Genomic DNA, 25,660 nt, shown 5'->3' with positions numbered 1-25,660 from the left:
TAAAAATTAATATCACAGACACATAGGTACCAGGGAGTATGGGCAATTTAAGTTTGACGCCAACGACGTGTTCAGAGGCCATTATCTAAATGATAAATTTAAAAACATCGCCATACTTGAATCTATAGAAAAAGCAAAAAGTCACCAAAAGTGTTCACCAATAGGAGTTACTTTGGCATTGCTGTTTTAAGTAAAAGTCCTGACTTACTTAAACGATTTATAGCGAGCGAGGTTATAGATTTATCGGCTCAGGATGCCTTTGGATACACCCCTTTATTCTGGGCAATTGATAAAACGGCACAAAGCCTGACGCTTACGAATTAGTAATTTGAAATATTAGTTGAGCAATTAGTTAAATTAATAGTTGCAATATTTTTTATAGGTTGATATAAAAATTGAAGGTGCCTTAATTTATAAGGACCAATTACTCGCTGCAGTTTTGCGGGTGAACGCCTGCGGGGAGGACGCCATGCCAGAGTTTGCCAAATTTCTGCACAACGCACAGAATCTGTATACTAAATTAACGCAGCGTTTTATGAGTCGACAGAGCTGTATCAGTTTTTTTTCAACATTTGTTCCAAACAGTGGTGCTTTAGATGATGCATCTACTATTAGTAAGATTGCTTATAGTTTAGAAGAAACTAATGACAAATACTTACAAAGTTATATTGAAAAAATACCTAAATGTTCTATAGTAAATCAGAGTGAGTTTGAGGAGTTTAAAACAAAGGTACTTATTGGAATATATTTAATTAAATGGTCTCAGTATAAATCACCAGTTACCTATTATTTGAATAAGCCTTTGGTGGAGTTATTTCAACTGGATTTAGGAATACAATCACCAATAGAGATGGATGATATGATGGTGGATGCAAGCTTACACGCATTGAGCCAATATTGTTCCTTCATTTATGAGAATCAACATCAACCAATATACGCTGATTTGAACCAGCAATTAGGTGCAACAATTCAGGTAGTTATTCATACAGTTCGTAACTTGAAATTTACAGAAGATTCCTCTTGGTATGGAGTTTGTACTGAAGTAATGCGCACATTGGGAATGAACACAGTGTCTTAGGAGGAGAAACTATGGCTTTTACCCCACCAGGATTTTCAACAGTAAGGGTAAACACTCGTAACTTGGATATTACACTCTCAACTTTATTAGGACGTTACAAAATAGCTGATGTAGATGATGCAGTTATAAAACGAAACAGCCTGGAAGTACTTATCGCAAGAACCCAGCAGGTAATAGATTGTAAATCTGCCCGGGCAACCCAGCTTGAGGTATTTAATCTGCTAATCAATGAATTACGTGAAGTCCTTAAACTTAAAGATCAGGAAAAAAATAATAAAGGTACATTATTTTTGCTTGGCGCTTTACTTCATCGCTATTTTAGATTGATGCAAGAATATGATAATTGGAGTACCAGATTCTATACATGGGACCCAAGAAGCTGTAAGTTATTTTTAGCCATCAGAGCTGCGTTACAACTACCTGAACAGATGCCCTATGACTACAGGCAGACAGATCTTGCTATCCTTGATGTTACTACTATTGTGACGGCTCTAGAGACTTTTCGTGATAATATGAAATTAAAAGATGAACAACAAATACCTCGTTTTAAAAAATATCATCATTTTGCTGTAGAAGACCCCAATTTTGAAACGCATTTACAGGAAATTATTGATAAATATAAGATGAGTGGTGCTCCAGTATTAAAACAATTCAAGGCAATCGATTTTATTCAGTCTTTGGCAGACAAAGTTGAGGCTGAGCATCAGCTAATCAAACAGACACTTCTTGAATGGAATAGAATTTTTGCCAGGGAACACCCTGATTTTGATTTCGTAAATATCGAAACCATTGAGTCTCATATGATTACTCATATTAAAACTGCATCAACAAGAGAGAAAATTCTTGATTTACTGTACACACCTTTTATCAAATCAAATACTGAGAATGCGGACCACCATAGTTTTCTGGCTGCGATGAAGAAATGCAGTTCCGATACAGCCTGTCATACTATTATCGGTGGCTACTCCTTATTATTACAGTACCCTGGGATGGAAAAATTGAAATTTTGTATTAATCAGGCATTGGGTATCGAAAAAAATACTGAAGATTTAACCAATGAAGACAGTCTAACCGAGCTTCAGTTTCTTAAGCAGTTTATTGAAAAAAATCCTGAAGCAGCACTTAATTATGAGTTTTTCGGTGGAAAGAATAAAATGAACACTCAAATTTTACAAATTGAAGAGGCTTTGACTCATGAAATAAAAGAACAAAAGGAAGAGACAAGTAGTGTTGTATTCGTTTAGATATCTATGGGCAAATAAAATTTATTAACAAAAATACAGGTGCCTCCAGCAAATTGAATCAACATCTGCTGGAGAATTAGTGTGCTTTTCTAGCTTATTACTGGTGATAAATCAACTGATTCCTGGTAGAAACACTCTAATTCATGATAAATTTCTTTTAACGCTGTAACATCATAACTACCCTGTAGTGCCTTCGTACATAGTTCTTGGTATTCGCTAATCATCCGCTCATATTCGGCGGAAACGTTTCTATCCTCTGCGAATTCTATCCCCTTGATTATCGTAATTAAATCATCAAAATTAACTTTTACTTGCTCAAACTCTTCTTGAGTTCCCATTAGGGTGGATTCTTGCTCTTTATTATTTCTGTTCATCAATAGATATAAGACAATAAGGCCAATTGGAATTAAGGTAATCTGATATGGGTCCGCATGTCTGGAACAAAATTAAGGAAAAATAAGAGCTATTCATCCATCATTTATAGTTAAAAATTCACTCAAATTAACCTATTTAAACCTACTCAATACCGTATGAATAGTGATTGCTACTACGAATTGTCTTAGGTCATTTTACCACAACTCTATCAGAATGACTTATCCACAAGTCCACAGGTCAGGAGAGCTTCACTTTCTCGTATAGGCCTGTGGGCCTTGTGGGTAAGTCATGACGCTCTCATTTAGGGTTTATGGTCTTTTCCGGCCATAATACACCTCTGCGGGCGTTAAATAATTAAAGGACTGGTGAAGCCTTCGGTTATTATAATACTCAAAATACTCCGTTAAGGCCAGCTCAACCTCTTCAATTGTATCAAAATCATACCGGTAGATTTTTTCTTGCTTAACACTACGCCACAATCGCTCGATAAATATATTATCTAAATAACGTCCTCGCCCATCCATGCTGATAGAAATGTGGTGAGATTTTAGCGTATTTATCCAATCTTTTGAGGTAAATTGAGAACCCTGATCCGTGTTAAAGATCTCACAACGCGAATGCAGCAAAGCGTTTCTAAGCGCCTCAATACAAAATTCAGCCTCCATAGTAGGTGAAATAGCCCATCCAATCACATAACGACTATACCAGTCCATAATAGCTACTAAATACACATGCTTTCCTTTCATGCGGATGTAGGTGATATCTGCGGCCCAAACCTGATTTGGTTTGGTGATATCCACCTCTTTTAATAAATAAGGGAACACCTCATGCTCCTTATTGGGAACGCTTGTATTTGGCTTTGGGTAAACAGTCGATAACCCCATCATTTCCATCAACTTTTTTACTCGACGTTTACCAACAGGATAGCCTACTTCTTTTGACAGCCATCTTGCCCGCTTAATTTTACCTTCACATGGATACTGCAGATAGTGCTCATCAAGTAGCGCCATAAGCGCTTCATCTTCGACAGAAATGGGCTTGGCACTATAATAATAACTTGAAACAGGCAAGTCTAATAGCAAGCATTGTTCACGAATGGTGAGCTCGGCAAGAGGATCAATCATGACGCGCTTTTCATCCAGACTAAAGTTCATGCTTTTTTTTTAGCCAAGATAGCTGCGCTTGAAGTCGACCAATTTCTTGATATAATGCCTCAACAAGCTGCTCTTGGGACTTGGCTTCTTTTTCATTAGCCCCAGAGAATAAATCGTTAATGGCTTTGATGGCCGATTGCTTCCAAGTTTTTACCTGCGTTGCGTGAACACCGTATTCACTGGTAATTTGCGCTTGTGTGAGTTTCCCCTCAATCGCAGCTAGCGTTATTTTTGCCTTCTTGGCCGCCGTATAATAAGCTCGCTTTTTAGACATTTTATTCTCCTCTTTGTATTAAGAAGAATAGCTCTTAAAAAACCTTTTTTTGTGTCCAGAAAACCGCGCCTATATTAATCAGCCCTAGATATAAGAGTCCATTTTGTGTGGACTCAAGTTGGATCGATTCTATTGAACATTCACTATTATTTGTTAGGCAAATTGCAGGAGATGATTGAAGAACACCAAAAGAATCTGTACTCGCTGTGAAGAAAGTAATGGGGGGAGGAGATGAGTTGGTAACGGTTTTTAGTCGTGCTTTAGAACGTGGTGTCATGGGCCACGATTACTAGCCCACTAAAGGTCGGGTTTGGCCACGATTAATGGCCCACTCCATGGCCATCTCTGAGTCCCACTTTGAGTAGCAAATAAACAGTGTTAGTTTGGTCATTACCAATAACTAACGGATTTGTTATGAGATGAGGATTAAAACAATGGCAGAAATTAGAGAGGTGCTATATCAGCACAAAAAAGGGATGACTCAACGCAATATTGAAAAGTCTCTAAGCGTTTCACGAATGAGCATACGCAAGTACGTTTCAATGGCCAAGGATTTGGGTTATCAGGAGGATATTTCCAATGATGAGCTCGAAGTTATCGCTTTGCAGATACATAATAAAATCGTTAATACTACAGCCAACAACAGACCCAATAAATCAGAAAAAGAACTTGAGGCGCATCACGAAAAAATAGCATCACTCCTCACTGAGAAGTGGATTACCCATATGCAGATACACCGAATTTTAAGCGATAATGGTCTTGTTAGCAGTCGAAGAAGTCTTAGTCGTTATATTGAACGTCATTTCCCCTCGTTGCCTAAGGCTACGGTACATTTGTTAACAAAGCCTGGGCATGAAGCACAAGTTGACTATGCGTTTGTTGGGTTTATCAATAATAAAAAAACATACGCTTTTATTATGACGTTATCACATAGTCGGTATCGATATGTTGAGTTTGTACATTCTCAAAATCAGCAATCATGGGCGCAAAGCCATATCAATGCCTTTCATTTTTTTGGAGGCGTGCCCAACTGCATTCTTTTAGACAATTTGAAATCGGGAATTATTAAAGCACATATTTATGATCCAACGGTCAATGAAACCTATGCAGAGTTATCTCGCTTTTATGACTTTATAGCCGATCCGGCGAAGGCTCGAACGCCCGAGCACAAGGGGAAGGTTGAGCGTAGTGTTCAATTGGTAAAAGAACAGGTTATCGCGGGGATAACCTATGATGATTTGGCCTCGATGAACGCCTTTGCACGTGATTGGTGCGCTAATAAGGTATCGCACGTCATCTGCAGTACCACTGGTGAAAAGCCAATTGACGTATTTAAAAATGAAGAATTTAATTTATTAAACCCACTGCCAGCAGGCGCTTTTGATATGCCCATTTGGATGGATGCTCAAGTTCATCGTGACCATCATTTTGTTGTTGCTGGTAATTTTTATTCTGTGCCAACGATACATATCGGGACAAAGGTTAAAATTAGAGTTGGCTTGAAGACCGTTCAGGCCTATGTGAATCATGCTTTGATTAAGACCCATATTCGTAACTACGGGCGTGGACAGTGGGAAACGGATCCCAATGACTACCATAATTCTGCAAAGTATTACTTAGAAAATACTGCTGGCGTTTGTATTGAAGCGGCCAAAGCAATTGGTCAGGCAACGGAGGAAATGGTCACAAAGGTACTGGCTGAAGGCTCTAGAACGAGCTTAAGAAAAGCCCAGGCTATCATCCGCTTGGTTGAGGAATACGGTAATGAGCGCCTTGAAAATGCATGTTTACGCGCGATTTTATTTGATAATTATACTCATCAATCATTGAAAAAAATCCTCACGGAAGGCCTGGATAAAAAAGACACGAGAACATTCTCCACTAAGCGCTCGGCCAATCATGAGAACTTTGCCTATATTCGCGCAGCAAGTGATTACAGCTCAACGATGGAGGCTCATTATGAGTGATATCAATATGTTAGAGCTTGCAAAAAAACTACGTTTGACAGGGATCCCAGACACACTGCTAGCAAGAGTAGAACAGGCTCGCGCAGCGTCCCTCTCTTATGAAGAGTTGCTCTCAATGTTGTTTCAGGATGAGGATGAGGCTCGTCAACAAAAATTGCTTGCTGGGCGTGTAAGGCAAGCTCGATTTGAGGAGCCTCAGTGTTTTGAAAATTTTGAACTGGCTCGATATTCAACACAAGTCACACAAGCCATCCGCACCCTGATGACAGGGAAGTTTATCAAAGAAAAAAACCATGTCATCATCATGGGACCTGTTGGCACCGGAAAGACTCACCTGGCTCAAGCCCTGGGTCTAATGGCATGTCAACGACATAAAAAAGTCTGCTTTATAAGAGCGAATGAACTGTTAAATCAGTTCCACCAAGCAAGAGCGGATGAAACATGGACTGCGCTTTTTAAACGTTACTCACGATACGATGTGCTTATTTTAGATGACTTCGGGCTGAAAGCATTATCGCCAGAACAGTCCACTGATCTGTATGATTTAATAGCAGCTATCCATGTAAACTCTATGCTAATTATAACTACTAACCGTAAAATAGAAGGATGGATGGAGCTATTTTATGATCCGGTTATGGCAAACGCAGCATTAGATCGTATCGTAAATAAAGCTTATCGAATTGTTCTTGATGGGGAGTCATACAGGAAAAAATTTATACCGAAATTTAATTTAGTAGATGACAAGTGAGTTAAAAAAATTTACCCTAAGTGGGCTACTTTGAGTGGCCAGAGGGTGGGCTAGTAATCGTGACCCATGACACGTGGTACTAGTTTAAGCGGTTCTGGAAGTTTTGGCGGTTCAATGCCTTTAATTTCATACTGAATTTTAATCCATTGATGCATTGATAGCATTAACTTATTAAGCTCTTGTGCTTGTTCAGCAAGACTATCAAAGGTTATTTTTCTTGTTTTGGATTGGTTTAAATGACTGATCACTTCATTAACTTGACCTTTCAATACCTTATTTGTTTTGGACAAATCAGAATTAGTGGATGGAAATTGCGCTAAGGTATCTTGATTTTTAATAAAGGTGGTTAATTTATCTTGTTCTGTAGTCAGCCATTTCTGCCAGAGAGATAAGTTTTGCTCTACCTCAATAGCCTTATGATATGCTTGGGTATTGGCATGGATAATTGCTTCGACATGAAGGGAAGAGTTATCAATAAATCCTTCAATTTGATTGAGTAAATGTAACATTTGTTCTTTGAATTGATAGACGGTATAGACTTCACCTGCTTGATTCAATAAAACCATCACTTGGGAAATAACGTTTTGAAACCGGTCCAATTCATTTAGATCAGATACTGCTTTTGCATAATGACTTAAAATTTCTTCATCCATGGAAATTAAATTGAAATTAGGACAGGCTTTTAGTTGTTCCACGGTTAATCGCAAGATTGATGTAATTTCGGTAGATAGTTCATTATTACTGCTACCACAGTTTTTTGCTATTTGAGTGGGATAGGCACTCGAGTCTGCAGGAGCTGCTGTTGAGAAATCATAAGGGTGAGGATTCACCGAATTTATATTAAGAGCAAAATGTAATATCCGGTTGCGTTCAGTGGACGCTTTTTTAATGGTTTTTGAGAGTTCGTTAAACCGTTCTTTGAGTAATTGTGTATCCATAAAATAAGTTAACTGAGGGGTGATGTTATCATCAATTATTCGGCGAAAATTAGCCATAAACAAACGATCCGAACCAACAGTGGGTGAACTATTTTTTTCAATAGTACGTACATATCGAGTCAATATTTCTAACTGTTCTTTAACTTGCTCAATGTTGGAGTTCTGGCTTAGTCCTTTTAATATAAAATTAATATCAAGCAGGACATAGTTCATCGGTTGATTCAAATGTTCCGGTGGCAAATCCTGATTTCTTATCAGGAGATAATCACCAACATTTTGCATCAAATCATATAAGGCAGGCCATTGAAGGCGTTGGCTGTCAACTGGTTGAACGTGAAAATCATCACGGGATAACACGTGGCGGGTTTTAAATGCACTGGAGTAAAACCACGCATTCTCATATACATTGATCAGAGCCTGTTGATCCTCAGTAAACCAGGAGCTTGGATTGGTTAAATAATCCTCATCAATTCCTGAGTTTGCTCGAATTTTTAGAATCCATTCTCGTAACGCTAAATCTTCTTCGGTATAACAATGTTCAGAATAAAGCCAAAAGCGGTTTTTGTGGGGTAGAGGTCTATAGGAAGCTTGATGTTCATTTTTGTTTCTTACCATATTCTCACTCCTTGAGAAAATGAATCCTGTGAGGATGTTTATTGTCTGGCAGTGGGTCCATTTACTACCGAGTAATGATTTCTCTAATCAACTAGTTGATATTTACATCAATTTATTTGATAACATTCTTTTTTAGATTAAGCAACATATCAGCTTGAGTGACTTTTTTAGATCGATCATGGATGGTTTCTTCCCCATAGCCATGTTTTTTGTTAAATTATACTTTTGATTTTAATGGGTTCGTTATGCCATCTTTTGATATAGTTTCTGAAACGGATGAAGTTGAATTGCGCAATGCGGTAGAAAATGCTGTACGTGAGGTCAGTACTCGTTTTGATTTTCGAGGTGTAGAAGCTACCATTTTATTAAAAGAGCTTACTGTGACCTTGCGTTCTGAATCTGATTTCCAGGTAAGACAGCTAGAAGATTTGTTTCGTAATCATTGTACTAAACGCAATCTGAGTACATCAGGTGTGGATATGGAGGATGAGCCAGTACATAGTGGTAAATTTTATTCATTAACTATGACATTTAAGCAAGGTATTGATCAACCTGCCGCCAAAGAAATAATAAAATACATTAAAGATACAAAAGCTAAAGTTCAAGCATCCATTCAAGGAGACAAGATTCGCGTAACAGGGAAAAAGCGTGATGATCTTCAGGAAATTATCGCCTTGTTAAAAAAATCGGACATCGAGTTGCCCTTGCAATATGAGAATTTCCGCGACTAAGGTTCGTTGACAGTCATAAAGCAGGTACTTGGACGGCTAAGTCGAGTGAGACCTTGTCAAAGCAAGTCTTACGATGTCGAAGTCCCCTCGTTTTTGCACGTGACAGTTACGACATGTTACGATCGTAATTACCTTTTAACTCATCGGTTATTGTGATTTGTGCTAGTTTAATTCCACGAAAATAAGCGGCTCTTGCTAATAAGTGTGATGCAATTGGTGCGGTAAGAAAAATAAATAGAATTGTAAGTAATGCTTCAATTGTGACATTCCATTTTTGAAAATGAAAAATTACTCCAATCAATATGAGCCCTGTGCCTAGAGTGCCTGCTTTAGTTGCCGCATGCATACGCATTAAAAGATCCGGCATGCGCACTATTCCAATTGCAGCAATTAATATAAATAATGAGCCAAATAACATGAAAATTGCATTTAATATGTTCATTATATCTCCTTTTTATGTTCTTTTTTATTATAAGATTGCCATGCAATTAAATTTGCAAATGCAACTGTTGTAAGAAAAATGATAAGCGCCAGAGCTATAACAACGTCAATGTAGACAGGTTGATTTGTAATGACGCTGTATATGGCGATAAATGAAATTAATAAATTTGCTGTTAGGTCTAATGCAATCACACGATCAGGTAAAATTGGGCCAATAATTATTCGAATAAAGCAAAAAACTACAGACAGCATGACGAGTGATAAAGAAAGATACCATGTTATATGCGATACCTGAATGCTCATGTTAATATCCTCATTATAGGTTTCTCAAAATGATTTTTTATTTCAGCAATTAGTTTATCTTTATCTGTAATAAACATCGCATGAATATATAATTTTTTCTTATCAGTAGAGACATCTAATGCCAATGTGCCAGGTGTAAGGGATATAATAATAGCCAGTAAAGTAATTTCGATATCAGTTTTACAATCCAGAGGAATTGCAATAACACCTGGGTTTGCTCGATAACGCGGGGTGATAACGTCATGTGCTACGCGAAGATTTGCAATTAAAACTTGCCAAATAAAAATAAGCATAAACTTTATAATCAGGATAAATTTTATGAGTAGATCATTCATTCTTATTCAACTCCTAGCACAGCATGTATATACCATTCTGGATGGGATATCTGTTCAGCTGCTTGCAGCATTATTTTAAAAACTGGTTGTGGAAAGAGACCAATAGTAAGGGTCATCACTGCAAGAATAATAACAGGGGAGAGAATAACGAATAATTTAATATTACCAAATGACTCCGGGGACAGCGTGTGCGATGATTGTTCTTTCCAAAACACTTGCGTCCAGATCTTAGTCATTGAGTACAGGGTTAATAGGCTGACCAGAAGTGCGATGACTGTAATAATATAATGAGATGAGTGTAAAGCTGCTTTTAATAAGATTAACTTTCCCCAGAATCCAGATAAAGGGGGCATTCCGGCTAAGGAAAAGGCAGGAATAAAAAAAAGTATTGCCAAATATGGATACTGCTTATAAAAGCCTCCCAGTTTACGAATATCTGCTGTTTTTCCAATTTTGGAGCAAATACCACTAATTAAAAATAAATTGGTTTTAACGATAATATGGTGAACAATGTAAAATATTGTGCCGGCCAAAGCAAAGGGAGTATAAATTCCGAGCCCCATTACCATATAGCCAATTTGGCTAATGATATGAAAAGACAACAGGCGTCGGAAATGGAACTCCGATGCTGCACCTAATACGCCGGTTAACATGGTAAGGCCGGCAATAAATAATAATAGTGATAAAATATAGTGACTATCTGGGAGAATGAGGGTTGTCAAGCGTATCAGTGCATACACGCCCGCTTTAGTCAGCATGCCTGCAAAAATAGCAGCAGTTGTGACATTCGTTGTATGATAGGATGCCGGGAGCCAAAAAAACAACGGGAATAACGCCGACTTAATGGCAAATGCTATTACCAGTAAAAGTACAACAGTTGTTACTGTGCCTGTTAAAGGGTATGCTTTAAGCTTCAGCCCCAAATCAGCCATGTTAAGCGTACCTACCATTGCATAAAGCATAGCAATTGCTAACAACATTAAGATGGTTGCAACAAGATTCAAACTTACATACTTCATTGCACCGTCTAATTGCTTTTTATGATTACCTAATACTAATAAAACAAATGAGGCAATCAACATTACTTCAAACCAGACATAAAAATTAAATAAATCACCGGTTGAAAAAGCCCCGCATAAACCCATTAATAGTATCCAATAGGCAAGATAGAATCCTGATTTTTGATGCATGATTTTAATATCATGAATAGCATATATCGAGACACAAAATCCAATGATTCCAGTAATGAGCAACATAATGGCACTTAGTCTATCAATTACAAAAGAGATACCAAATGGTGCTTTATATCCGCCTAGTTGAACAACTAATATCTCTTGAAAAGAGACAACGTAAAAAAGTAAGCCCGTGACCACTAACAATAAAGTTGCGCCTATAAGATGAAAGGACTTTTGTAAAAATGAATTTCGCAAAAACAGGCAATTCAATATTATAACAATAAAGCATGTTAATAATGGTAAAAGAGGTAACCAACTCATGACTTATCCTTCACAGTCTTGGAGTGATTGCCATCCGAATAGCCTAACAAATCGGAATTGGTGGTATCAAACGTGCGCCAAACTTTGCGTACAAGTACCAGGGCAAAAGCTAGCAATCCAAAACTAATTACAATTGCTGTGAGAATAAGTGCCTGTGGTAACGGATTAGCTAATTGGGCATCAGAAGCTTGCGCTCCCACAGGAATAAACGCAGGATTTTGAGAAAACAAGCGTCCAGCAACAAAAATTACTAAATTAATTGTAGAGCTTAAAATGACTATACCAAACAACCAGCGCATAATTTGCGGACTTAAGATCAGATAGATACTAATGCTAATCAAGCTTCCAATTAGCCAGCAAATCATGTCGGTCATATGGACTCCTCCAGGGCCAGTATCATGACCAATATACTTCCTAATACTACCAGGTAAACACCTATATCGAATAAAATGGGTGAACCAATTTGTCCATGAATATATTTTGTATTAATCCAGATCCCTGTTAAAAAATTCTTATTTTGCAATAAAGCGATTAATCCGCTAGTCAGCCCAAATATGAATCCTGATGCTAATAACAAAGATAATTTTACCCTAATTATCCCACGCAATGCCTGCGCTCCGTGTGCCAATAAATATAACGCGAAACCGCTGGCTGCAATTAATCCAGCAATAAAGCCACCACCAGGAGAATTGTGTCCTCTAAATAATACCCAGATCGAAAAGAGTAACGTGATAACGAGTAAAAAATTTGATGCAGTCCTAAGAATAAGTGACTTCATCGCTTTTTACCTTTTTTATGTGGTCTTAAAAGTCCATAAATACCGAGTGATGCTGTAGCAACCACAATAACCTCTCCCAGGGTATCTAATGCACGAAAATCAACCAGAATAGCATTCACAACGTTACGTCCATGCGCAAGACTAACGCTATTCTTTAGAAAGTAATCCCCTATCTCCGGATCGAAGTTTTGATGAGTAATTGTAAGCAATAGTAATGTGATCGATATTCCAATGCTGATGGCAATGGTCATATTTATCAGACACACTTTCTTTTCTTCAGTTACTATATTTGGCAAGTGGGGCTGACGGTATAAATTAAGCACCACAATAATGACAATTAAGGTTTCGACCAATACTTGCGTCATTGCAACATCGGGAGCCCCATTTACCAAAAACAACAATGCGACACCTAAACCAAACATTCCTAAAAAAATTAGCCCTCTTAAATAAGTGTCAACCCAAATGGTATATATTGCAGATACAAAGATCCAGGAAAATAAAAACATGGGCAGCCAGGAAACAGAAGGTTGGGGCAGTTTAATTTGAATCGCATGTTGAGTAGCACTGGTTACAACCAAGCACAGAGCAATGGTGAAAAGTACGATAGTTAGATAAACACGCTGCTTACCTGATTGTAAAATATTTGTTTGCCAGTCCGCGATAATTAATACACCACTAATGAGTTGCTGCCAAACATATGTAGGACTATATTTAGACAATACATCAAGTATATTAAGTAACCTTTTAATCTGAGTTCTTTTTAAATACAATATGATGTATCCTGTCAGAATCGCCGGGTAAGTGTCTGCCACTGAGCCCGGACTAATCCGAGCCGCGCGCGTCAGCAAGCGGAATTATCTCGAGATGCTTATGTGGTGCATGGAACCTGCCGCACTTTAAGTAAGATTAATTCAGCCAATGATGGCATTTCAAATTTTTTAGTCACCCTATCGTAAATATACTGATAAACGTTAACTTTCAGTTTTCTGGCCGTCTGTACAATCGTGGCAAACGTATCCTTTGATTTGGTGCCATTTTGGGAGACCGTTTGGAGATTGATGTCGCGTATCCTTGCTTGAAACCGTGTCCCTAATTCAGAGGCATTGTTGTGCAATGGCAGAAATGGATGGTCTAACACCAATAATAACGCTTGTTTTTTAGCACGTGTCTTTGCAATGCGTTGATCTAAAACATCATAGCCTGTCGTGGTTGCGAACAAAGTATCAAATTGCATTGATAGTTGTTGGGCCATTGATTGAGATGGAGCCGTCTTGTAAGTCAATAATGCATGGTAGAAATCCCATAATTGCTCAAGAAATACAGCCAATATATTCTGATTCATATCTGAGAATGGAGTGAGTTTTTTATAATGACGACCTTCATGGATCCAGCACAGCGCATGATGTAGGGCCAATTTATTAAACTGAGGCGCATCATCTGTCATTAAATAATGGATGAAGTATTTCGAGTGCTGATAATAGGCAAGAGCTGCTGACTCAAGAATTATGCGTCGATTCGTGCTGTGTTTTTTTGGATTTGGAAAAAGTGTTCCCATCAAACTATCGATTGATTCACGTGTGAGGGGTTGTGCATGCAGCATTGGTTTAATTTGATCCAACCATTTTTTTGCGAGACCAAACTCATCCATTAACTCATAAGCCTCCTGATTAAACATAAACTTTAATTGGTCTCGACACAGCAACTCCAATAAGGTCAAGCGATCTTTTTTACGACGAGTGAAGTATGCTGTAAAAAAGTCATTACATAAAACATGGGTGTAGTGATTTTTGCCGTTAACACGACTGCCTGTGTCATCCATCTGCTGGTACAAGCCTGCGTTGCTACCGGCATCGACAATATCTTCTTTTTCCTGATGAAAAATATCATTGCCTTCTGTCAGCATGGAAGCAATTTTACCATGTGATATTTGAATACCACATGTTTTTAAAAAGCGCTCAATGGCGCTCTCCGTCATCCCTGCATCACGGTATAATGTGATGACCAGCGCTTTAACCCCAGGACCAAATTCACTGCCCTTATATTCGCCAGGAATCGGCGCAATAAAGGTTTTTTTCAAAGATGGTGAGTAATACGTTTCCAGCTTGAATTCAACATTATCCGTGATGATTTTTAGATCCTGGATGATTCGAATCTCAAAACCCTTGAACTTGGCGTCATCTGGCAGCGTTGCTTTGTCCAGAGCAATCGTAACACGTCTATCAATACGTACGTTTTTTTTGTCTTTGCCTGTGTTTTTATTGTTCCCTTTACCACGTTTATTGCGATCTCCTTCAGATGAATGATTGGAATTGCCTGTATTATCGCCATTGCTACCTTTGGATTGACCGCGAATATTAGGTTTGCCCTGTTCACCCTTAAGGCGGTTTATCTCATCACGTAATACTTGGTTTTCCTCTCTGAGCAAAGCATTTTCTTCGGCAAGCATTTCGACCAAATTAACCAATACCTTAATGATAGTCACGGCCTTTTTGTCGGCAAGACTATCGATATCTTTTGTTAACTCATCTAAAACTTGTTTGATTTCTTGGCGTTTCATCATCTACCACTGCGTTACTAATGCTGATACGGCAATCATAACATGACTTTTTTTGAACGCATTTTTCGAGTTTTAACGCCACTAAGGGCTAAGAAAAAATCTGACCTCAGGAGGGAGATGTTTTATTAGTGAAAGGGGCTACATTGTGATCTTGGGGATCTTAGGGCATGCATATTGCATGACTTACGTTTGATATGGAAAAACATCAGTTTTACAGAAAAACCGTGTCAATAGGTATTTTGAATATTTTTAAAGAATTCCGCTTGCTGACGCGCGCGGCTCGGATTAATCCGGACTCAGTGGCAGACACTTACCCGGCGATTCTGACAGGATACATGTTAATCGCTCTAATGCTTGCTCCCCTATAAAGTCCAATTTTTGGTCGAAGGTGGCTTTCTCCTGAAAATCGTCCCAGATTTTTTGAAATTTAACCTGCAGATAATTGAGATGATCAGAGTAATTCTGGAAAAAATTTTTATTTCGGTCGGGCTCTTTATGGGCTGGAAAAAAACGAAGCATTTCTTCACTCCTTGGATAAATATAGTTCCGGAGCAGATATGATACACCGAGTTTGGGGTTGCCGTCATAACATAATAAGATGATTTTTTTACTTTCGTTGGGTTAAGCTATGGTACATTTTATGTTAAATGCTCTATAGTTAATATGAAAGAATTTAAGGAGCTAACCAATGCGTTGCAACTTCGCTTTGTTGTTTAAATCAATTAAATTGAGTACTTTCTTGTTCTCTTTTTTTTCTTTCTTACTCATTATTCCGAATTTTTCTCAAGCAACAGAACTGTCTAATACAAGGGGTAAACGGTATTGTGAGATCATTTTATTCAAAAAACCGACACAAATCTTTGTATACAGCACATTTGGCTTAAACGATTGCCCCCCAAACATTTGGCGAAAAATAACAGTTGTACAGATAAAGGAAACGACAAACTCTTTTTTTATTCGTTTGAACGGACCTCGTTACTGGATGATGGATGGTATGAAAAGCACCGCTTTAGGCAGCCCTTCTACAGAGACGTTTAGCGGTTTAACTCTGCGCCAGGCAGGTGAAATTATGATTAGTCCTAATGATTTTTTTTCCGCAAATGTGCCTTACCAAACGCGAAATATTAAACGACGTACAACCTGGATTTATGAGGCTGGTAAACCTGTTTATGAACTTATAGACAGTAAAGGCCATATTTTTGTGATGCAATCCTATAGTCAACAAATATCCCCACAAAAAGAAGCATCACTTTCTCAGCTTGCACTAAAGTTAAGATTACCTCCAGGCTGGCAATTTAAAGCAGGGGTTCTTAAAAAAACAGCAACTCTTTCAACAGTGAATAATACAGCTACTGTAGTTATGGATGATTTTTTTAATTCCTATCAACAGTCCACACGAGATCTGTTGAAGGAATAAAGGAATTTATTAAAAGTAATCTTATTTCACCTGTATTTACTTTTTTGTTACGAGGAGAGTTGTAGTCATAAGCCTCGTTTATATTAACAACATCCCGGGTGAAAGATCACACTTTCACCCGGGATGTCTGTAAAATTGACTATTCTCCCGCTTTTTTCTCACTCAAAGACCCAGCTATTTTCCTGCTCGTGGTTATAATCCTCTGTCTTTCCTTCTTGAGAACCGCTTAAATTTCTTAGGTGTTGTGGTGTTACACTTTGGGGTATGCGTTCTTCTTCATGGGCTAATCGTGCTTCAAAACTTAATAGACCATCCAAATTGAAAAAGCGGCAGGTTTGGTACCGGGATTTTTTCAATTCTGTTTTTTCTATTGTTGCAAGAGTTGTATCAGTTGCTTGAAATTCTTCCTCCATCTCAACGATATATTCTTTACTTTTATCCTGTAGATGAGTATCTAATGCTTGTTTGGTCTTATCTGTGAGGATGGAAATATATACTTTTCTTTGACTATCAAGTGACAGATTAATTCCATTTAACCCTTCTTGACACTTAACCTCTTCTATTATAATTTTATTATAAATTCCAATGGGGCCAGAAATTTGCCTCTTAAGGTACAAAAGCTGAGCCTTTTGAGCTAAAATTTGAGCATTTAAAGACATTATTTCAAAATAACTACAATCAGGCTGTTGTATTCGGGTCTCTTTTGTTTTGATTGAAGTTTCTATTGCATCTATCTTATCTTTTTGATCTGCTACAGCTTTGTTTGCATCTGCTGCTCTAGCTTTTATTTGCAGAAGATCCCTGTTTAAAGTAGATTGATTTTCCAGTTGTAACATAAAGCTTTGTTCAGGAGGGGTATCCAAAATATTGGTAAGTTGGGCAATATCTACGGGTTCCAATGTCCAGTTCCACTGCTTAAGTTGTTCTATGTTGTTCATTCTGGATTGAATGCACTCTGGCAGTTCACCATGCAAATCGCTATCTAAACCGTTACTCCAATCAAGATTTAACAATGCTTTCAATTTGAATAACTTCTCAAATGTAGCACGTTTTACTGGTGGAAGCGTTTCTATGACGTGTAAATCTGATAAACCCACAAGAGCTTGTTTGTTTGTTTCAAAAGTGGATTTTCTAAACGTTTGCATGCTTTTTCCAGTCTCTATTTTTGGAAAAAAGGAAGATTGATACCCTGTAAACCCCTCTTTCAGGGGGGCGTTTTCGACTTGTAATTCAATAAAAGAGTGTAGGCCATCTGTACCACTTTGAATGCAAACCTGATTTGCATCAACGTGCATTAAATCAGCTATTTGAACCGTTTTTTGTTCAAAGAGAATGTCTTTCACATCTTGCTTGAGCCCGTCAGTTTTATTTAAGATCTCCATAGATTGAGTCAGTTGATGGTGCAACGCTTTAAGTTGTTTTTTGTATGGGTGGTATGCTTCATAGGCTCCAAAGCGTTCTACTGCAGCATGTAATTCTTGAATAAGAGAGCTTTGATTGTTTCTGTTGCTTATTCCCAGGAGTGCAGTTTTCAAATGCTGCCAAACCGGATCGGGTGTTGTATTTGGTGATGTCTGCTCCAAGCAGTCACGAAATTGGGCAAGATGATATTCTGCAAGTGTATTGTCATGACAAATGACTCTGAAACTTTGCTCACAATGAGGTGCATTATTTAATGAATCAATTGCATCAAGTGCCTGATTTATCACGCTACGAGGAGTGGAGTGTCCTATAGAAAATAGATATTTGTCTTTTAAACTGACACGGTGTTTCTGAAGTCCGGCATAGAGCGCTTGAATTCGTTCAGCATCGTTTGGTGATCCACTTACTGCCTCTGCCAGATCATAAATGGCATGGGCAGCTTCTTTAGCTACACTGCGCTCAAAATAGGCGTGTACGGGTTGAGGTGTCTGTTTTACCCATGCCAGTTCCTCAAGCAGGCGCAGGGAGAGTTTTTGCATGATTTCATCACTATAACTTGACTTTAGAACAGTTAATTGAGGATCTTCAGGTAGCTCCAAATTCTGGTAAAGAGTGCAAAAAGTAAGGACTAATCCTTGCATTTTGAACTGGTTCACCAGAGATTCTTTATTTAACTTCTCGCTGTGAAGAAGAAGTAATGGTTTGACTTGTTCCAGAAGCAACTTGATTTTTTGGCTATCAGCGTTTGCCAATTCGTTTTGAAAAAACTTAATAACGGTTTGAGAAATCTGGTGTTGTTCCTCTTTACCAAATGCTCGATTTTTTTGCTCAATGACTTTCTTGATTATTGAGGTTACCATTTCCGGTAAAAACGATGAGGTTTGACTCGTATCTCGGGGAATGAGTTGATTAATAGCCTGAGGGTAAACCGCGCAAAAGGAACCAATAAAATTGGGTAAAAGCTGTTTGCACTGAGCCAGTTTCAGGTCCTTCTTCTCTTCATCTGTTGGATTGGTATACTCTAAAGCTACCCCTGCTTTGTCCAAAATCATCGTTTCCAGGTTTTGATGCATTAAAGCTTTTGCCCCAGCAGTGAAAGACTTCTTTTTTTGCTGCAGGACTGCTTGAACGTCTAATTCCCGGGGTAAATCTGATTGTTTTAAATAATTGAGCTTTATATTTTGCTCTTCAGTAAGATTAGTGGCTTTACCTGCTCTTGCAGCCCACTTTTCTTCTCTAAGCGTTTCCCACAGTCTGCACGCTGAGTGTTTGAATTGAGTGATGCTTGATTCAAGTGTACCTTGAGAAAGGCTCGTTTCTTGTGAACGAGTGAGCTCACTTAGAATAGTTTCACGCCATTGATACAACTCTAACTGAAGTTTGTAATCAGTGGGGTACAGCTCCAGGAGTAAGCTTTCCCAAGCTAGAATTTGTTGCATTAGGGTTTGTTGAATTTCATCAATAGATTGGGTGTAAATTCGATCAATTGTAGCTTGTAATTTGATTTTGTTGCGTGCATTTTCTACGGCGTGTTCATGAATGCTTTGCCGATACCAGGGAAAAATATAATACAGTATTTTTGCAAAAATGGTTTTAGGTGGTTCGATTTGGTAAATAGGAAGCCATTCACCAGGTTTTCCGTTTCGAGCGGCACGTCCTGCTATTTGGGTCGTCATCCTCTCAGTGTCCGTGTACGGTTGAATCACAATTAGTCCACGAGGATGATCACCTGTATTGATATCAATACCTGTTGCAAGCATCGCAGTACCCACAGTGATGGTATTTGGGCGACCTGCTTGTTTAATAATGTGCTGGAGTTCTTCCTGAGTTTCTTTCCCTGTTACAACCTGTATTTTGAACCCTTCTCTTTTATATGTTTCCAAATTTGCTTCAATGTCTGTAGCATCACTAAAATCCTCATTAATAATGAGAATAGGTTGGGTTTGACTCAGGCTCCATTCATCAACTGCCTTATTTGTTTGAGCGATAAATGCTTCTCGCTCTTCAAAAGTTTGAATTGCTACATCTGCATTAAGTTCCATCCTGGGATTAGTAACAGGAAGCTTAAGCCTGTCAATTGCACTGCATATGGAACTGATAGTCTCTTGGCGAGAAAAAGTGAAGACTGGTGGATGCATTGTCCGTTTGTCGCCGGCATAGGGTGCTACACCAATTGCCTGAGTGCCTATTTGGGTGGCTAAACTTTTTAGTTCCAGATTATCGCCCGGTGTTGCAGAAATCCCAATCAGTCGCCCTTGAGTGTTTTGATAAAATTTCATTAAACCCCGAGAGGATATACTGGCAAGCACAGGGGGATCAGCATCAATTACAAAGTGATGAGCTTGATCAGGACGCTCTGCCATCAATCGAGCTTGCAAAGCTTGTTGTACGCCCTCGGTAAAAATGGAGCCGGTTTTTGGAGTACTACGCATGAGCGGTACACAAACTATTTTTTTAGTGATGTCATTGCCTGTTTCGTCTTTTACTTTGATTGGTTGTACAATAAATCGTTTGTTTTCAAACTGGGTTGCTGCGATACAACTGGCATGGATCCACTGCATGAGTTGGGTATTGCTGGCCGCCATCAAGAAGTTTTGCTTTTCGGCATCACCATGAAATTTTTCGTTGATTTCCTTGTTTAGGAATAGTCTGAATTGCTCCAGATCCTCATCTTCATCCCAGACTGGCCCAAAAGAGGGATCGGTATTACGAAAAGCAGCCAGGTTAATAAATTGATAAGCCAGCGGATAAATCCATTGGGCTGAATTGTGTTCTGTACCTTCGGACAGATCATTCTCGGCAACTAGTTTATAAAGTATTAGTTGATCAAGAAGTGCATTATCACATTCATCTAAAACTACATGAATCGGACCATCATTTTGAATTAAAGATTCTTTTTTAGACTCTTTAGCTATCAGCCGGAAAATAGCCATATCTTCAATAGTAAAACAATTAATACCGTTGAGCCTGTATTCTTCAGGAGCACTATCACTTTGAATCAGAGCCGAATCAATACCCAAAAACTTAAAGAAGGGTTCGCAATTATTCTCATAGTCTCTAATCAGCAAGGTTGGGTTGGCAGTGCACTGATCCACAGTGCCACCTTGCGTCCATTGCAAAACGGACAGCATCGGAGTGTTGATACTTTTTCCTTCTCCAGTCTTGATGCGCATCAGTAAATTAGAGGAAGGGTCTTGCAGAGCCAATAAGAGGACAAGCATTTGAGTCGTATTGGGAAATAAACCTGTTGTACGGAAATAGATCTCTCGAAGATAGGCTAATAGCTCCAACTGGGTTACTTCCAGCTGGTCTGGAAGAACTTTTTTGGAGCGTATTTGTTCAAGTAAGGTACAAACTCGATCTTTTAACTCGTGACGTGAAACAGCAGTTAGTTTTTTTAATTTCTTGAAATCATTAGGATTTAACGGATCGGTATAGCCTAAAATTTCAATGAACGTTAATTGTTTAGCAAGTTTTAGCCGGAGGGCATGCGGTAATTCTATTTCGTCGATCAAATCCGTTAAGCTTAACAGTGCATCTTGTATTCTATCTGTTGCAAAGTGTTTTTCCAGCTCTCTGTTTTCACCTGTTTTTGCAAATGGGTTTGTATCGAAACTTAAACAATAGGCTTCGAGTTTTTCCGAATCATGGGCGAGTAAAGCTGAGTTGAGGTTTTGAGCAATTGGGTATGGTGGGGTACTAAATAATTTCAAGACCTGATCTATATCAGCAGAAGATCGGCGTACCAAACCTTTGGTAATTTCCAATAACACCGATAAATTAACGGTGTCGTCTTTTTTACTAAGGGCTAATCCAGTTAAAATACTAGCCAGCTTTTCTTTATTTTCTGCACCCAGTGTATTCATTTGTTGCAAAATATTAGGGTAAGCGTTTAAATCTTGAGTGAGATTTCCTCGAGAGACTCGTTTTAACAGGGCAACACAAAGTGACGCCTGATCCTGGTTATGAGTTAAGAACAATTGGATTTGTTGTACTAAACCACTCACAAGCTCTGGAGAATCAGATTGAGGCATGCGACTTAAAATCTGAATAAGTTGTTTGATTATACTGGACTTCATTTCTTCAGGAAGGTCCGATTTTTTTAATTCATTTAAGGCTGCAAGCGGAAAAGGACTTGGATTTTTTAAATTATGGGCCATGCTCATTTTAAAAAACATAATTTCAGTTTCTGGCTCAATATCCGATAAATTAAATAGGGTTACCAAACCATTAATTGAACGAGCAATAGCGAGATTATCTGCCTCAGGACTTTCTTCCAGAGCTTGGGTGATTAATCTTATATACAGATCTAAAGAATCCGGCTTAGCCTCGATTAATTTACTAACCAGGATTTGTTTTTGAGTGTAATTAATGCGAGCTAAAGCACCGGTATTAAGTTGTTTATAGAGTGTATTGAATTGTTCCGGGAGTCGATCTTTTATATCAATAAGCAAATTAAGATAGTTGGCGATTGCTTCTATTTTTGTTTTGTAATTCTGAAGAGCTTGATCTGCAGGTTGATTTTCAGGCAGTTCCGCAGCTGCATCAAGGATGCTTTTTTCAAAGTCAGGGTCTTGCGTATTAAGTTGTTGTAAGGTTTTTTTCAGAGCAGGTAAGACTTTTTTCTGCACCAGCTCTTCTTTAAATAAAAATGTAAGTGAATGTGTCTCATTGAAGGAAGCCATCCAGCCAAGACTGGTTTTAACATCCAAATCTTTAACAGCCGCTTTATTTTGTGGATTATCAAAAAAGGCGTTCATTTCCCGGACAAATAAACCATGCAGCTGATTTAAAACAGTAGAAAATGCTGCTCCAGTCATGTCGTCCGTATCTTTTTTCTTTCCTGTGAGGAGAAAACTTAAAAGATACTCGCCTCTAGATCGCCCTAGAATGCCTACTCCGTATACTCCATCAAGCAATGCGGGTTTTTTCTCTTCAAAGTAGTGAAACTTTTCGATGACTTCATGAAACTTAGGGTTAGGGGTTTGCAGCAAAAGAACAAGATTATTTAAGGCATCAAACAGAGGCATTAGTTCAAGGTCTAGTTGGTCTCTCAGTTGCTGAGGTACAATGAAATTTTGTAGATTTCTTTGTAACGCATTTTTTAATTTTTCTACTTTTAGTGCTGCACTGCGCTTTTTAACTGCATCAACCAGAGCATCGACAATAAGATCATCAAGTTTGGAAATATCCCCATTACCAAGAACACAACCTGGAAAGAGATTTTTATCAATAATGAGATTTTTTAACCAGGCCTCCTTTTTTTCAACAGTCGTATGGTCAACGGGTATGATCTCAGGTAATTCCGAAAGAGTAGCCAGTTGGTTTTGAATGTTTTCAATATTGGGTAATGGTTGGGATTTGGAAATATTAATTTGACTTAGGGTATTTAATACAAGGCTATAAAAAGCATCACCTTTTTTTGTTTGTAATGTTTTAAAAGATGTTAGTAACTTGTCTACACTTGTTTGGCTTAATTTCGGTTCATCAAGTTTCGCTAATAATTTGATGAAGTCAGCATGCAGGTCCTGGCGATTGTTATGTATTATTGTCGTATAGGAAACAATAGCGGTAAGAGAATATAGATTTTCTTCGGGAGTACTGTCTGTTTTTTGAATGCGCTCTTGCAGCGTATTTAACAATTCATAACCTTCTTGTTCCAAACAGGAAGTTAGTGGCTTAATGAGTTCATTTTTGAAGCATTTCTCTGGAAATGCAGATTTGAGCTCAATGCATTTCTCAACTAATTTTTGCATTTGTGCAAGCGAGGGATGTGGCTTGAATTGAAAGCAGCGAGATAATCCCTGCAGTAAATCACTGCGATCACTTTGATTTAGCGATTGAAGAAGGCTAATGGAACTAGTCAGGCTATTTTTCCATTGTTCCGCTGTAAGAGTAGATTGATGCGAAAAAGTCGTTGTTAAAATAAAAATTAATTGATTTTTTTGTACTTGGGGCCAAGGGAGTTCCTGGATTTTTTTGAGTTGTTCCTGGATAACTGTTAATCTGATTTCTGCCTTCCAATGTTGACCTATGTAGCGAAATAACCAAGGGCTTAGAATGAGGTTTTCGTTCTCCAGGTCCTGATAAATTATTTCAGGATTGGTTATGAGGTCTTTCTCGTTTTCAAGTTCCATGCAGGAAGCCACTTGTTTAAAACGCCCCGACTCAGGCTTTTTAGACATGGCATAATGTACTCCGGTAGCCCCCCAATTGAGGTTTGCAAGAGACAAACATTGTTCTTGCGGGTTCTCAGCATGTTCCAACACATCCAGTACACGGTTTAAAGTTATAAGTAGATGACCTTGATGTTGAATAGGGCATGGATTGGGGAGAGTCAGGTTTTTTTCCGCAATCCGGGGAAGGAATATTTGGGTATAAGCTTCAAAAAAAGCATTAAAATCAAAATGATGCTGGTCATTACTCAGATGAGCCATAACCAAGGTATTCCACCACTCCCTCTGTTCCGCAGGGAGATGAGCTAATTTCTGAAGATTTTTAATCCCACGGGTACTGAAAAATGCGTTTTGGAACTCCGGATTTTTTAGAAAATCAAGACTTATTCGTTTGTTTAGGCAGTTATTAAGGAGTCTGGCAAATAAACTGGCGTGTGCTTCACCTCCTAAAATAAATAGTTTTGAGAGCAGTGGTACGATGAATTCAATCTCTGCTGGCTTGAGTAAATTAAGAAAACTTCTGATTTCAGCTGAATGAGCAGGCAAGACACGAATTAAAGCATTTTTCTGAGATCTGGAGAATTGAGAGTTTAATAGCTGTATAGGAATTGAAGGTAACAGTGCTTGGGTTTGTTCCACTGAGGGCAGTCTTATTTGCTCCGTCTTTTCTAGCGTGGGTGCTAAAGCAGATGGTAGTCTGCGTGGAGTATTGGTATAGCACAGCGCCTGTTTTTCTTCATCAATGTAAAATCCCTTGGGCAAATTACGGGGGATAATACCGTCCGTGAAAACATCAGGATGTTCTTTGATTTTAAGTTCGGCACAGTCCTGTAACGCATGAATACCCAGAACCTTCAGTTGCTTTGTTAAGGTTGGCAGTTCTGGAAGCTCGATTGGGATAAGTACTAAATCCGGGTTCGCCATTTGTTCAATCTGCTCTTCTTGCGTATTGTTTACCCTAATGGCTTGTTTGGGTACAACGAAGCTTTTTTGAATTTGGATGGCGGCTCGAATAGATGAAGAACCATTATTCAAAGCTTGTTTCAACGGGTTGATTTTCGGCTGACTGGAGGTACTTTCTAAAATTGTTTCAGCTGCTTTATCAAGCACGGAACGACGTGCAGTAAAAGTGAGTCTATTAGTGGTGGAATCATCGCCCGGGATTTTAAAAATAAAGAGGCGCTTACGCGGCTCGGTAATAAACGCCAGCAGGGTATCAATGTCTTTTTTTGATATTTGTTTGGGATCAAGTTCAACTTCAATGGGTGTATAGTTTATCTCAGTTTCATGGGAAGTAATTAGATTGTCTAAAACTAATTGCAGGTATTTATTCTCTGAGATAGCGGGCACGTGTGAATCCTTATATTAAAGAATAAGAACAAATGATTTCCCTAGAAGAAAACAACTTCGCTAAAAAGAATCATCTATCCTATCCCATATAAAACAGATGGCATTATAATATAAAAAAGAGAATATTTAAAGTGCGTTGTGTAGATAAATTATTCAAAAAAAAGAATTGCTACTAATTTATACACTTAGTGTCAATGTGTATTAATTGTAATCTACGTGTTAATAAAACGTTAATCTTTCTGTGGTAAAAAAGGTTCCTGT

Annotated in this window: 19 protein-coding genes; 6 read left to right on the top strand and 13 right to left on the bottom strand. The window is 38.3% G+C overall.

Features of this window, described 5'->3' with window-relative positions; all coding sequences use genetic code 11:
- Positions 1 to 469: 469 nt before the first annotated feature.
- Both HRS36_RS10700 and HRS36_RS10695 read left to right on the top strand, forming a co-directional pair.
- Positions 470 to 1,078 carry a hypothetical protein gene (locus HRS36_RS10700; RefSeq protein ID WP_173237303.1) on the top strand — a complete coding sequence of 203 codons (609 nt, stop codon included), beginning with the start codon at positions 470 to 472 and terminating at the stop codon, positions 1,076 to 1,078.
- Between the two features lie 11 nt (positions 1,079 to 1,089).
- Positions 1,090 to 2,322, top strand: a complete 1,233-nt coding sequence (locus HRS36_RS10695) for a type IV secretion protein Dot (RefSeq protein ID WP_173237302.1) — start codon at positions 1,090 to 1,092, stop codon at positions 2,320 to 2,322.
- An 89-nt stretch (positions 2,323 to 2,411) separates the two neighbouring features.
- On the opposite strand, the gene HRS36_RS10690 is transcribed toward HRS36_RS10695, so the two are convergent.
- The 3 genes from HRS36_RS10690 to HRS36_RS10680 all read right to left on the bottom strand — a co-directional run bounded on the left by HRS36_RS10690 (position 2,412) and on the right by HRS36_RS10680 (position 4,125).
- A complete protein-coding gene (locus tag HRS36_RS10690; protein WP_173237301.1) occupies positions 2,412 to 2,696 on the bottom strand; it encodes a hypothetical protein in 285 nt (94 codons plus the stop codon).
- Positions 2,697 to 3,005: 309 nt separating this feature from the next.
- Positions 3,006 to 3,851: an IS3 family transposase gene (locus tag HRS36_RS10685; RefSeq protein WP_173235473.1), complete on the bottom strand. Its 846-nt coding sequence runs from the start codon at positions 3,849 to 3,851 to the stop codon at positions 3,006 to 3,008.
- Positions 3,841 to 4,125 (bottom strand): transposase, encoded by a 285-nt coding sequence (locus HRS36_RS10680; protein ID WP_173235475.1) that lies wholly within the window; start codon positions 4,123 to 4,125, stop codon positions 3,841 to 3,843. Before HRS36_RS10680 ends, HRS36_RS10685 begins: the two co-directional genes overlap by 11 nt.
- Positions 4,126 to 4,544: 419 nt before the next feature.
- On the opposite strand from HRS36_RS10680, the gene istA reads away from it, so the two are divergent.
- The gene (gene istA, locus HRS36_RS10675) at positions 4,545 to 6,092 is read left to right on the top strand and encodes an IS21 family transposase (RefSeq protein ID WP_173235442.1); all 1,548 of its coding nucleotides are present in this window, start codon (positions 4,545 to 4,547) and stop codon (positions 6,090 to 6,092) included.
- A complete protein-coding gene (gene istB / locus HRS36_RS10670) occupies positions 6,085 to 6,840 on the top strand; it encodes an IS21-like element helper ATPase IstB (RefSeq protein WP_173235440.1) in 756 nt (251 codons plus the stop codon). The genes istA and istB overlap by 8 nt, the downstream gene beginning before the upstream one ends.
- Positions 6,841 to 6,890: 50 nt before the next feature.
- Here istB and HRS36_RS10665 read toward each other — a convergent pair whose 3' ends face one another.
- Positions 6,891 to 8,393 (bottom strand): hypothetical protein, encoded by a 1,503-nt coding sequence (locus HRS36_RS10665; RefSeq protein ID WP_173237300.1) that lies wholly within the window; start codon positions 8,391 to 8,393, stop codon positions 6,891 to 6,893.
- 245 nt (positions 8,394 to 8,638) lie between these two features.
- Here HRS36_RS10665 and HRS36_RS10660 point away from each other — a divergent pair, with 245 nt between their 5' ends.
- A complete protein-coding gene (locus HRS36_RS10660) occupies positions 8,639 to 9,124 on the top strand; it encodes a YajQ family cyclic di-GMP-binding protein (protein ID WP_173237299.1) in 486 nt (161 codons plus the stop codon).
- 106 nt (positions 9,125 to 9,230) lie between these two features.
- Here the strand turns inward: HRS36_RS10660 and mnhG are convergent, their stop codons facing one another.
- From mnhG to HRS36_RS10620, 8 genes are read right to left on the bottom strand one after another with little or no spacing between them, the layout of a single operon-like run.
- Entirely contained in the window at positions 9,231 to 9,566 is a 336-nt protein-coding gene (gene mnhG / locus HRS36_RS10655) for a monovalent cation/H(+) antiporter subunit G (protein ID WP_173237298.1), read from the bottom strand.
- On the bottom strand, positions 9,566 to 9,868 hold the full coding sequence (locus HRS36_RS10650; RefSeq protein WP_173237297.1) for a monovalent cation/H+ antiporter complex subunit F: 303 nt from the start codon (positions 9,866 to 9,868) through the stop codon (positions 9,566 to 9,568). Before HRS36_RS10650 ends, mnhG begins: the two co-directional genes overlap by 1 nt.
- Positions 9,865 to 10,203: a Na+/H+ antiporter subunit E gene (locus HRS36_RS10645; RefSeq protein ID WP_173237296.1), complete on the bottom strand. Its 339-nt coding sequence runs from the start codon at positions 10,201 to 10,203 to the stop codon at positions 9,865 to 9,867. The genes HRS36_RS10650 and HRS36_RS10645 overlap by 4 nt, the downstream gene beginning before the upstream one ends.
- Positions 10,204 to 10,205: 2 nt before the next feature.
- A complete protein-coding gene (locus HRS36_RS10640; protein ID WP_173237295.1) occupies positions 10,206 to 11,699 on the bottom strand; it encodes a proton-conducting transporter transmembrane domain-containing protein in 1,494 nt (497 codons plus the stop codon).
- Positions 11,696 to 12,073 carry an NADH-quinone oxidoreductase subunit K gene (locus tag HRS36_RS10635; RefSeq protein WP_173237294.1) on the bottom strand — a complete coding sequence of 126 codons (378 nt, stop codon included), beginning with the start codon at positions 12,071 to 12,073 and terminating at the stop codon, positions 11,696 to 11,698. The genes HRS36_RS10640 and HRS36_RS10635 overlap by 4 nt, the downstream gene beginning before the upstream one ends.
- A complete protein-coding gene (locus HRS36_RS10630) occupies positions 12,070 to 12,477 on the bottom strand; it encodes a Na+/H+ antiporter subunit B (RefSeq protein WP_173237293.1) in 408 nt (135 codons plus the stop codon). The genes HRS36_RS10635 and HRS36_RS10630 overlap by 4 nt, the downstream gene beginning before the upstream one ends.
- Positions 12,474 to 13,289 carry a hydrogen gas-evolving membrane-bound hydrogenase subunit E gene (gene mbhE, locus HRS36_RS10625; RefSeq protein ID WP_226905455.1) on the bottom strand — a complete coding sequence of 272 codons (816 nt, stop codon included), beginning with the start codon at positions 13,287 to 13,289 and terminating at the stop codon, positions 12,474 to 12,476. The genes HRS36_RS10630 and mbhE overlap by 4 nt, the downstream gene beginning before the upstream one ends.
- Before the next feature lie 56 nt (positions 13,290 to 13,345).
- Positions 13,346 to 15,037, bottom strand: coding sequence for an IS66 family transposase (locus HRS36_RS10620; protein WP_173235423.1), 1,692 nt, complete (start codon positions 15,035 to 15,037; stop codon positions 13,346 to 13,348).
- A gap of 685 nt (positions 15,038 to 15,722) precedes the next feature.
- On the opposite strand from HRS36_RS10620, the gene HRS36_RS10615 reads away from it, so the two are divergent.
- Complete coding sequence (locus HRS36_RS10615; RefSeq protein ID WP_173237291.1) at positions 15,723 to 16,451, top strand: hypothetical protein; 729 nt, start codon at positions 15,723 to 15,725, stop codon at positions 16,449 to 16,451.
- A gap of 158 nt (positions 16,452 to 16,609) precedes the next feature.
- Here the strand turns inward: HRS36_RS10615 and HRS36_RS10610 are convergent, their stop codons facing one another.
- A complete protein-coding gene (locus HRS36_RS10610; protein ID WP_173237290.1) occupies positions 16,610 to 25,399 on the bottom strand; it encodes a helicase-related protein in 8,790 nt (2,929 codons plus the stop codon).
- Between the last annotated feature and the right edge of the window lie 261 nt (positions 25,400 to 25,660).

Origin of the sequence: Legionella antarctica (assembly GCF_011764505.1) — a bacterium.
In the GTDB taxonomy this organism is placed as follows: domain Bacteria; phylum Pseudomonadota; class Gammaproteobacteria; order Legionellales; family Legionellaceae; genus Legionella; species Legionella antarctica.
Note: the sequence above shows the minus strand (reverse complement) of the source record. Positions and strands in the feature narration are given on the sequence as shown.

What these genes read in the sequence shown, in the direction of transcription:
- HRS36_RS10700 (WP_173237303.1), top strand. Translation starts at nt 470, where the DNA reads ATGCCAGAGTTTGCCAAATTTCTGCACAACGCACAGAATCTGTATACT.
- HRS36_RS10695 (WP_173237302.1), top strand. Translation starts at nt 1,090, where the DNA reads ATGGCTTTTACCCCACCAGGATTTTCAACAGTAAGGGTAAACACTCGT.
- HRS36_RS10690 (WP_173237301.1), bottom strand. Translation starts at nt 2,696, where the DNA reads ATGAACAGAAATAATAAAGAGCAAGAATCCACCCTAATGGGAACTCAA.
- HRS36_RS10685 (WP_173235473.1), bottom strand. Translation starts at nt 3,851, where the DNA reads ATGAACTTTAGTCTGGATGAAAAGCGCGTCATGATTGATCCTCTTGCC.
- HRS36_RS10680 (WP_173235475.1), bottom strand. Translation starts at nt 4,125, where the DNA reads ATGTCTAAAAAGCGAGCTTATTATACGGCGGCCAAGAAGGCAAAAATA.
- istA (WP_173235442.1), top strand. Translation starts at nt 4,545, where the DNA reads ATGAGGATTAAAACAATGGCAGAAATTAGAGAGGTGCTATATCAGCAC.
- istB (WP_173235440.1), top strand. Translation starts at nt 6,085, where the DNA reads ATGAGTGATATCAATATGTTAGAGCTTGCAAAAAAACTACGTTTGACA.
- HRS36_RS10665 (WP_173237300.1), bottom strand. Translation starts at nt 8,393, where the DNA reads ATGGTAAGAAACAAAAATGAACATCAAGCTTCCTATAGACCTCTACCC.
- HRS36_RS10660 (WP_173237299.1), top strand. Translation starts at nt 8,639, where the DNA reads ATGCCATCTTTTGATATAGTTTCTGAAACGGATGAAGTTGAATTGCGC.
- mnhG (WP_173237298.1), bottom strand. Translation starts at nt 9,566, where the DNA reads ATGAACATATTAAATGCAATTTTCATGTTATTTGGCTCATTATTTATA.
- HRS36_RS10650 (WP_173237297.1), bottom strand. Translation starts at nt 9,868, where the DNA reads ATGAGCATTCAGGTATCGCATATAACATGGTATCTTTCTTTATCACTC.
- HRS36_RS10645 (WP_173237296.1), bottom strand. Translation starts at nt 10,203, where the DNA reads ATGAATGATCTACTCATAAAATTTATCCTGATTATAAAGTTTATGCTT.
- HRS36_RS10640 (WP_173237295.1), bottom strand. Translation starts at nt 11,699, where the DNA reads ATGAGTTGGTTACCTCTTTTACCATTATTAACATGCTTTATTGTTATA.
- HRS36_RS10635 (WP_173237294.1), bottom strand. Translation starts at nt 12,073, where the DNA reads ATGACCGACATGATTTGCTGGCTAATTGGAAGCTTGATTAGCATTAGT.
- HRS36_RS10630 (WP_173237293.1), bottom strand. Translation starts at nt 12,477, where the DNA reads ATGAAGTCACTTATTCTTAGGACTGCATCAAATTTTTTACTCGTTATC.
- HRS36_RS10620 (WP_173235423.1), bottom strand. Translation starts at nt 15,037, where the DNA reads ATGATGAAACGCCAAGAAATCAAACAAGTTTTAGATGAGTTAACAAAA.
- HRS36_RS10615 (WP_173237291.1), top strand. Translation starts at nt 15,723, where the DNA reads ATGCGTTGCAACTTCGCTTTGTTGTTTAAATCAATTAAATTGAGTACT.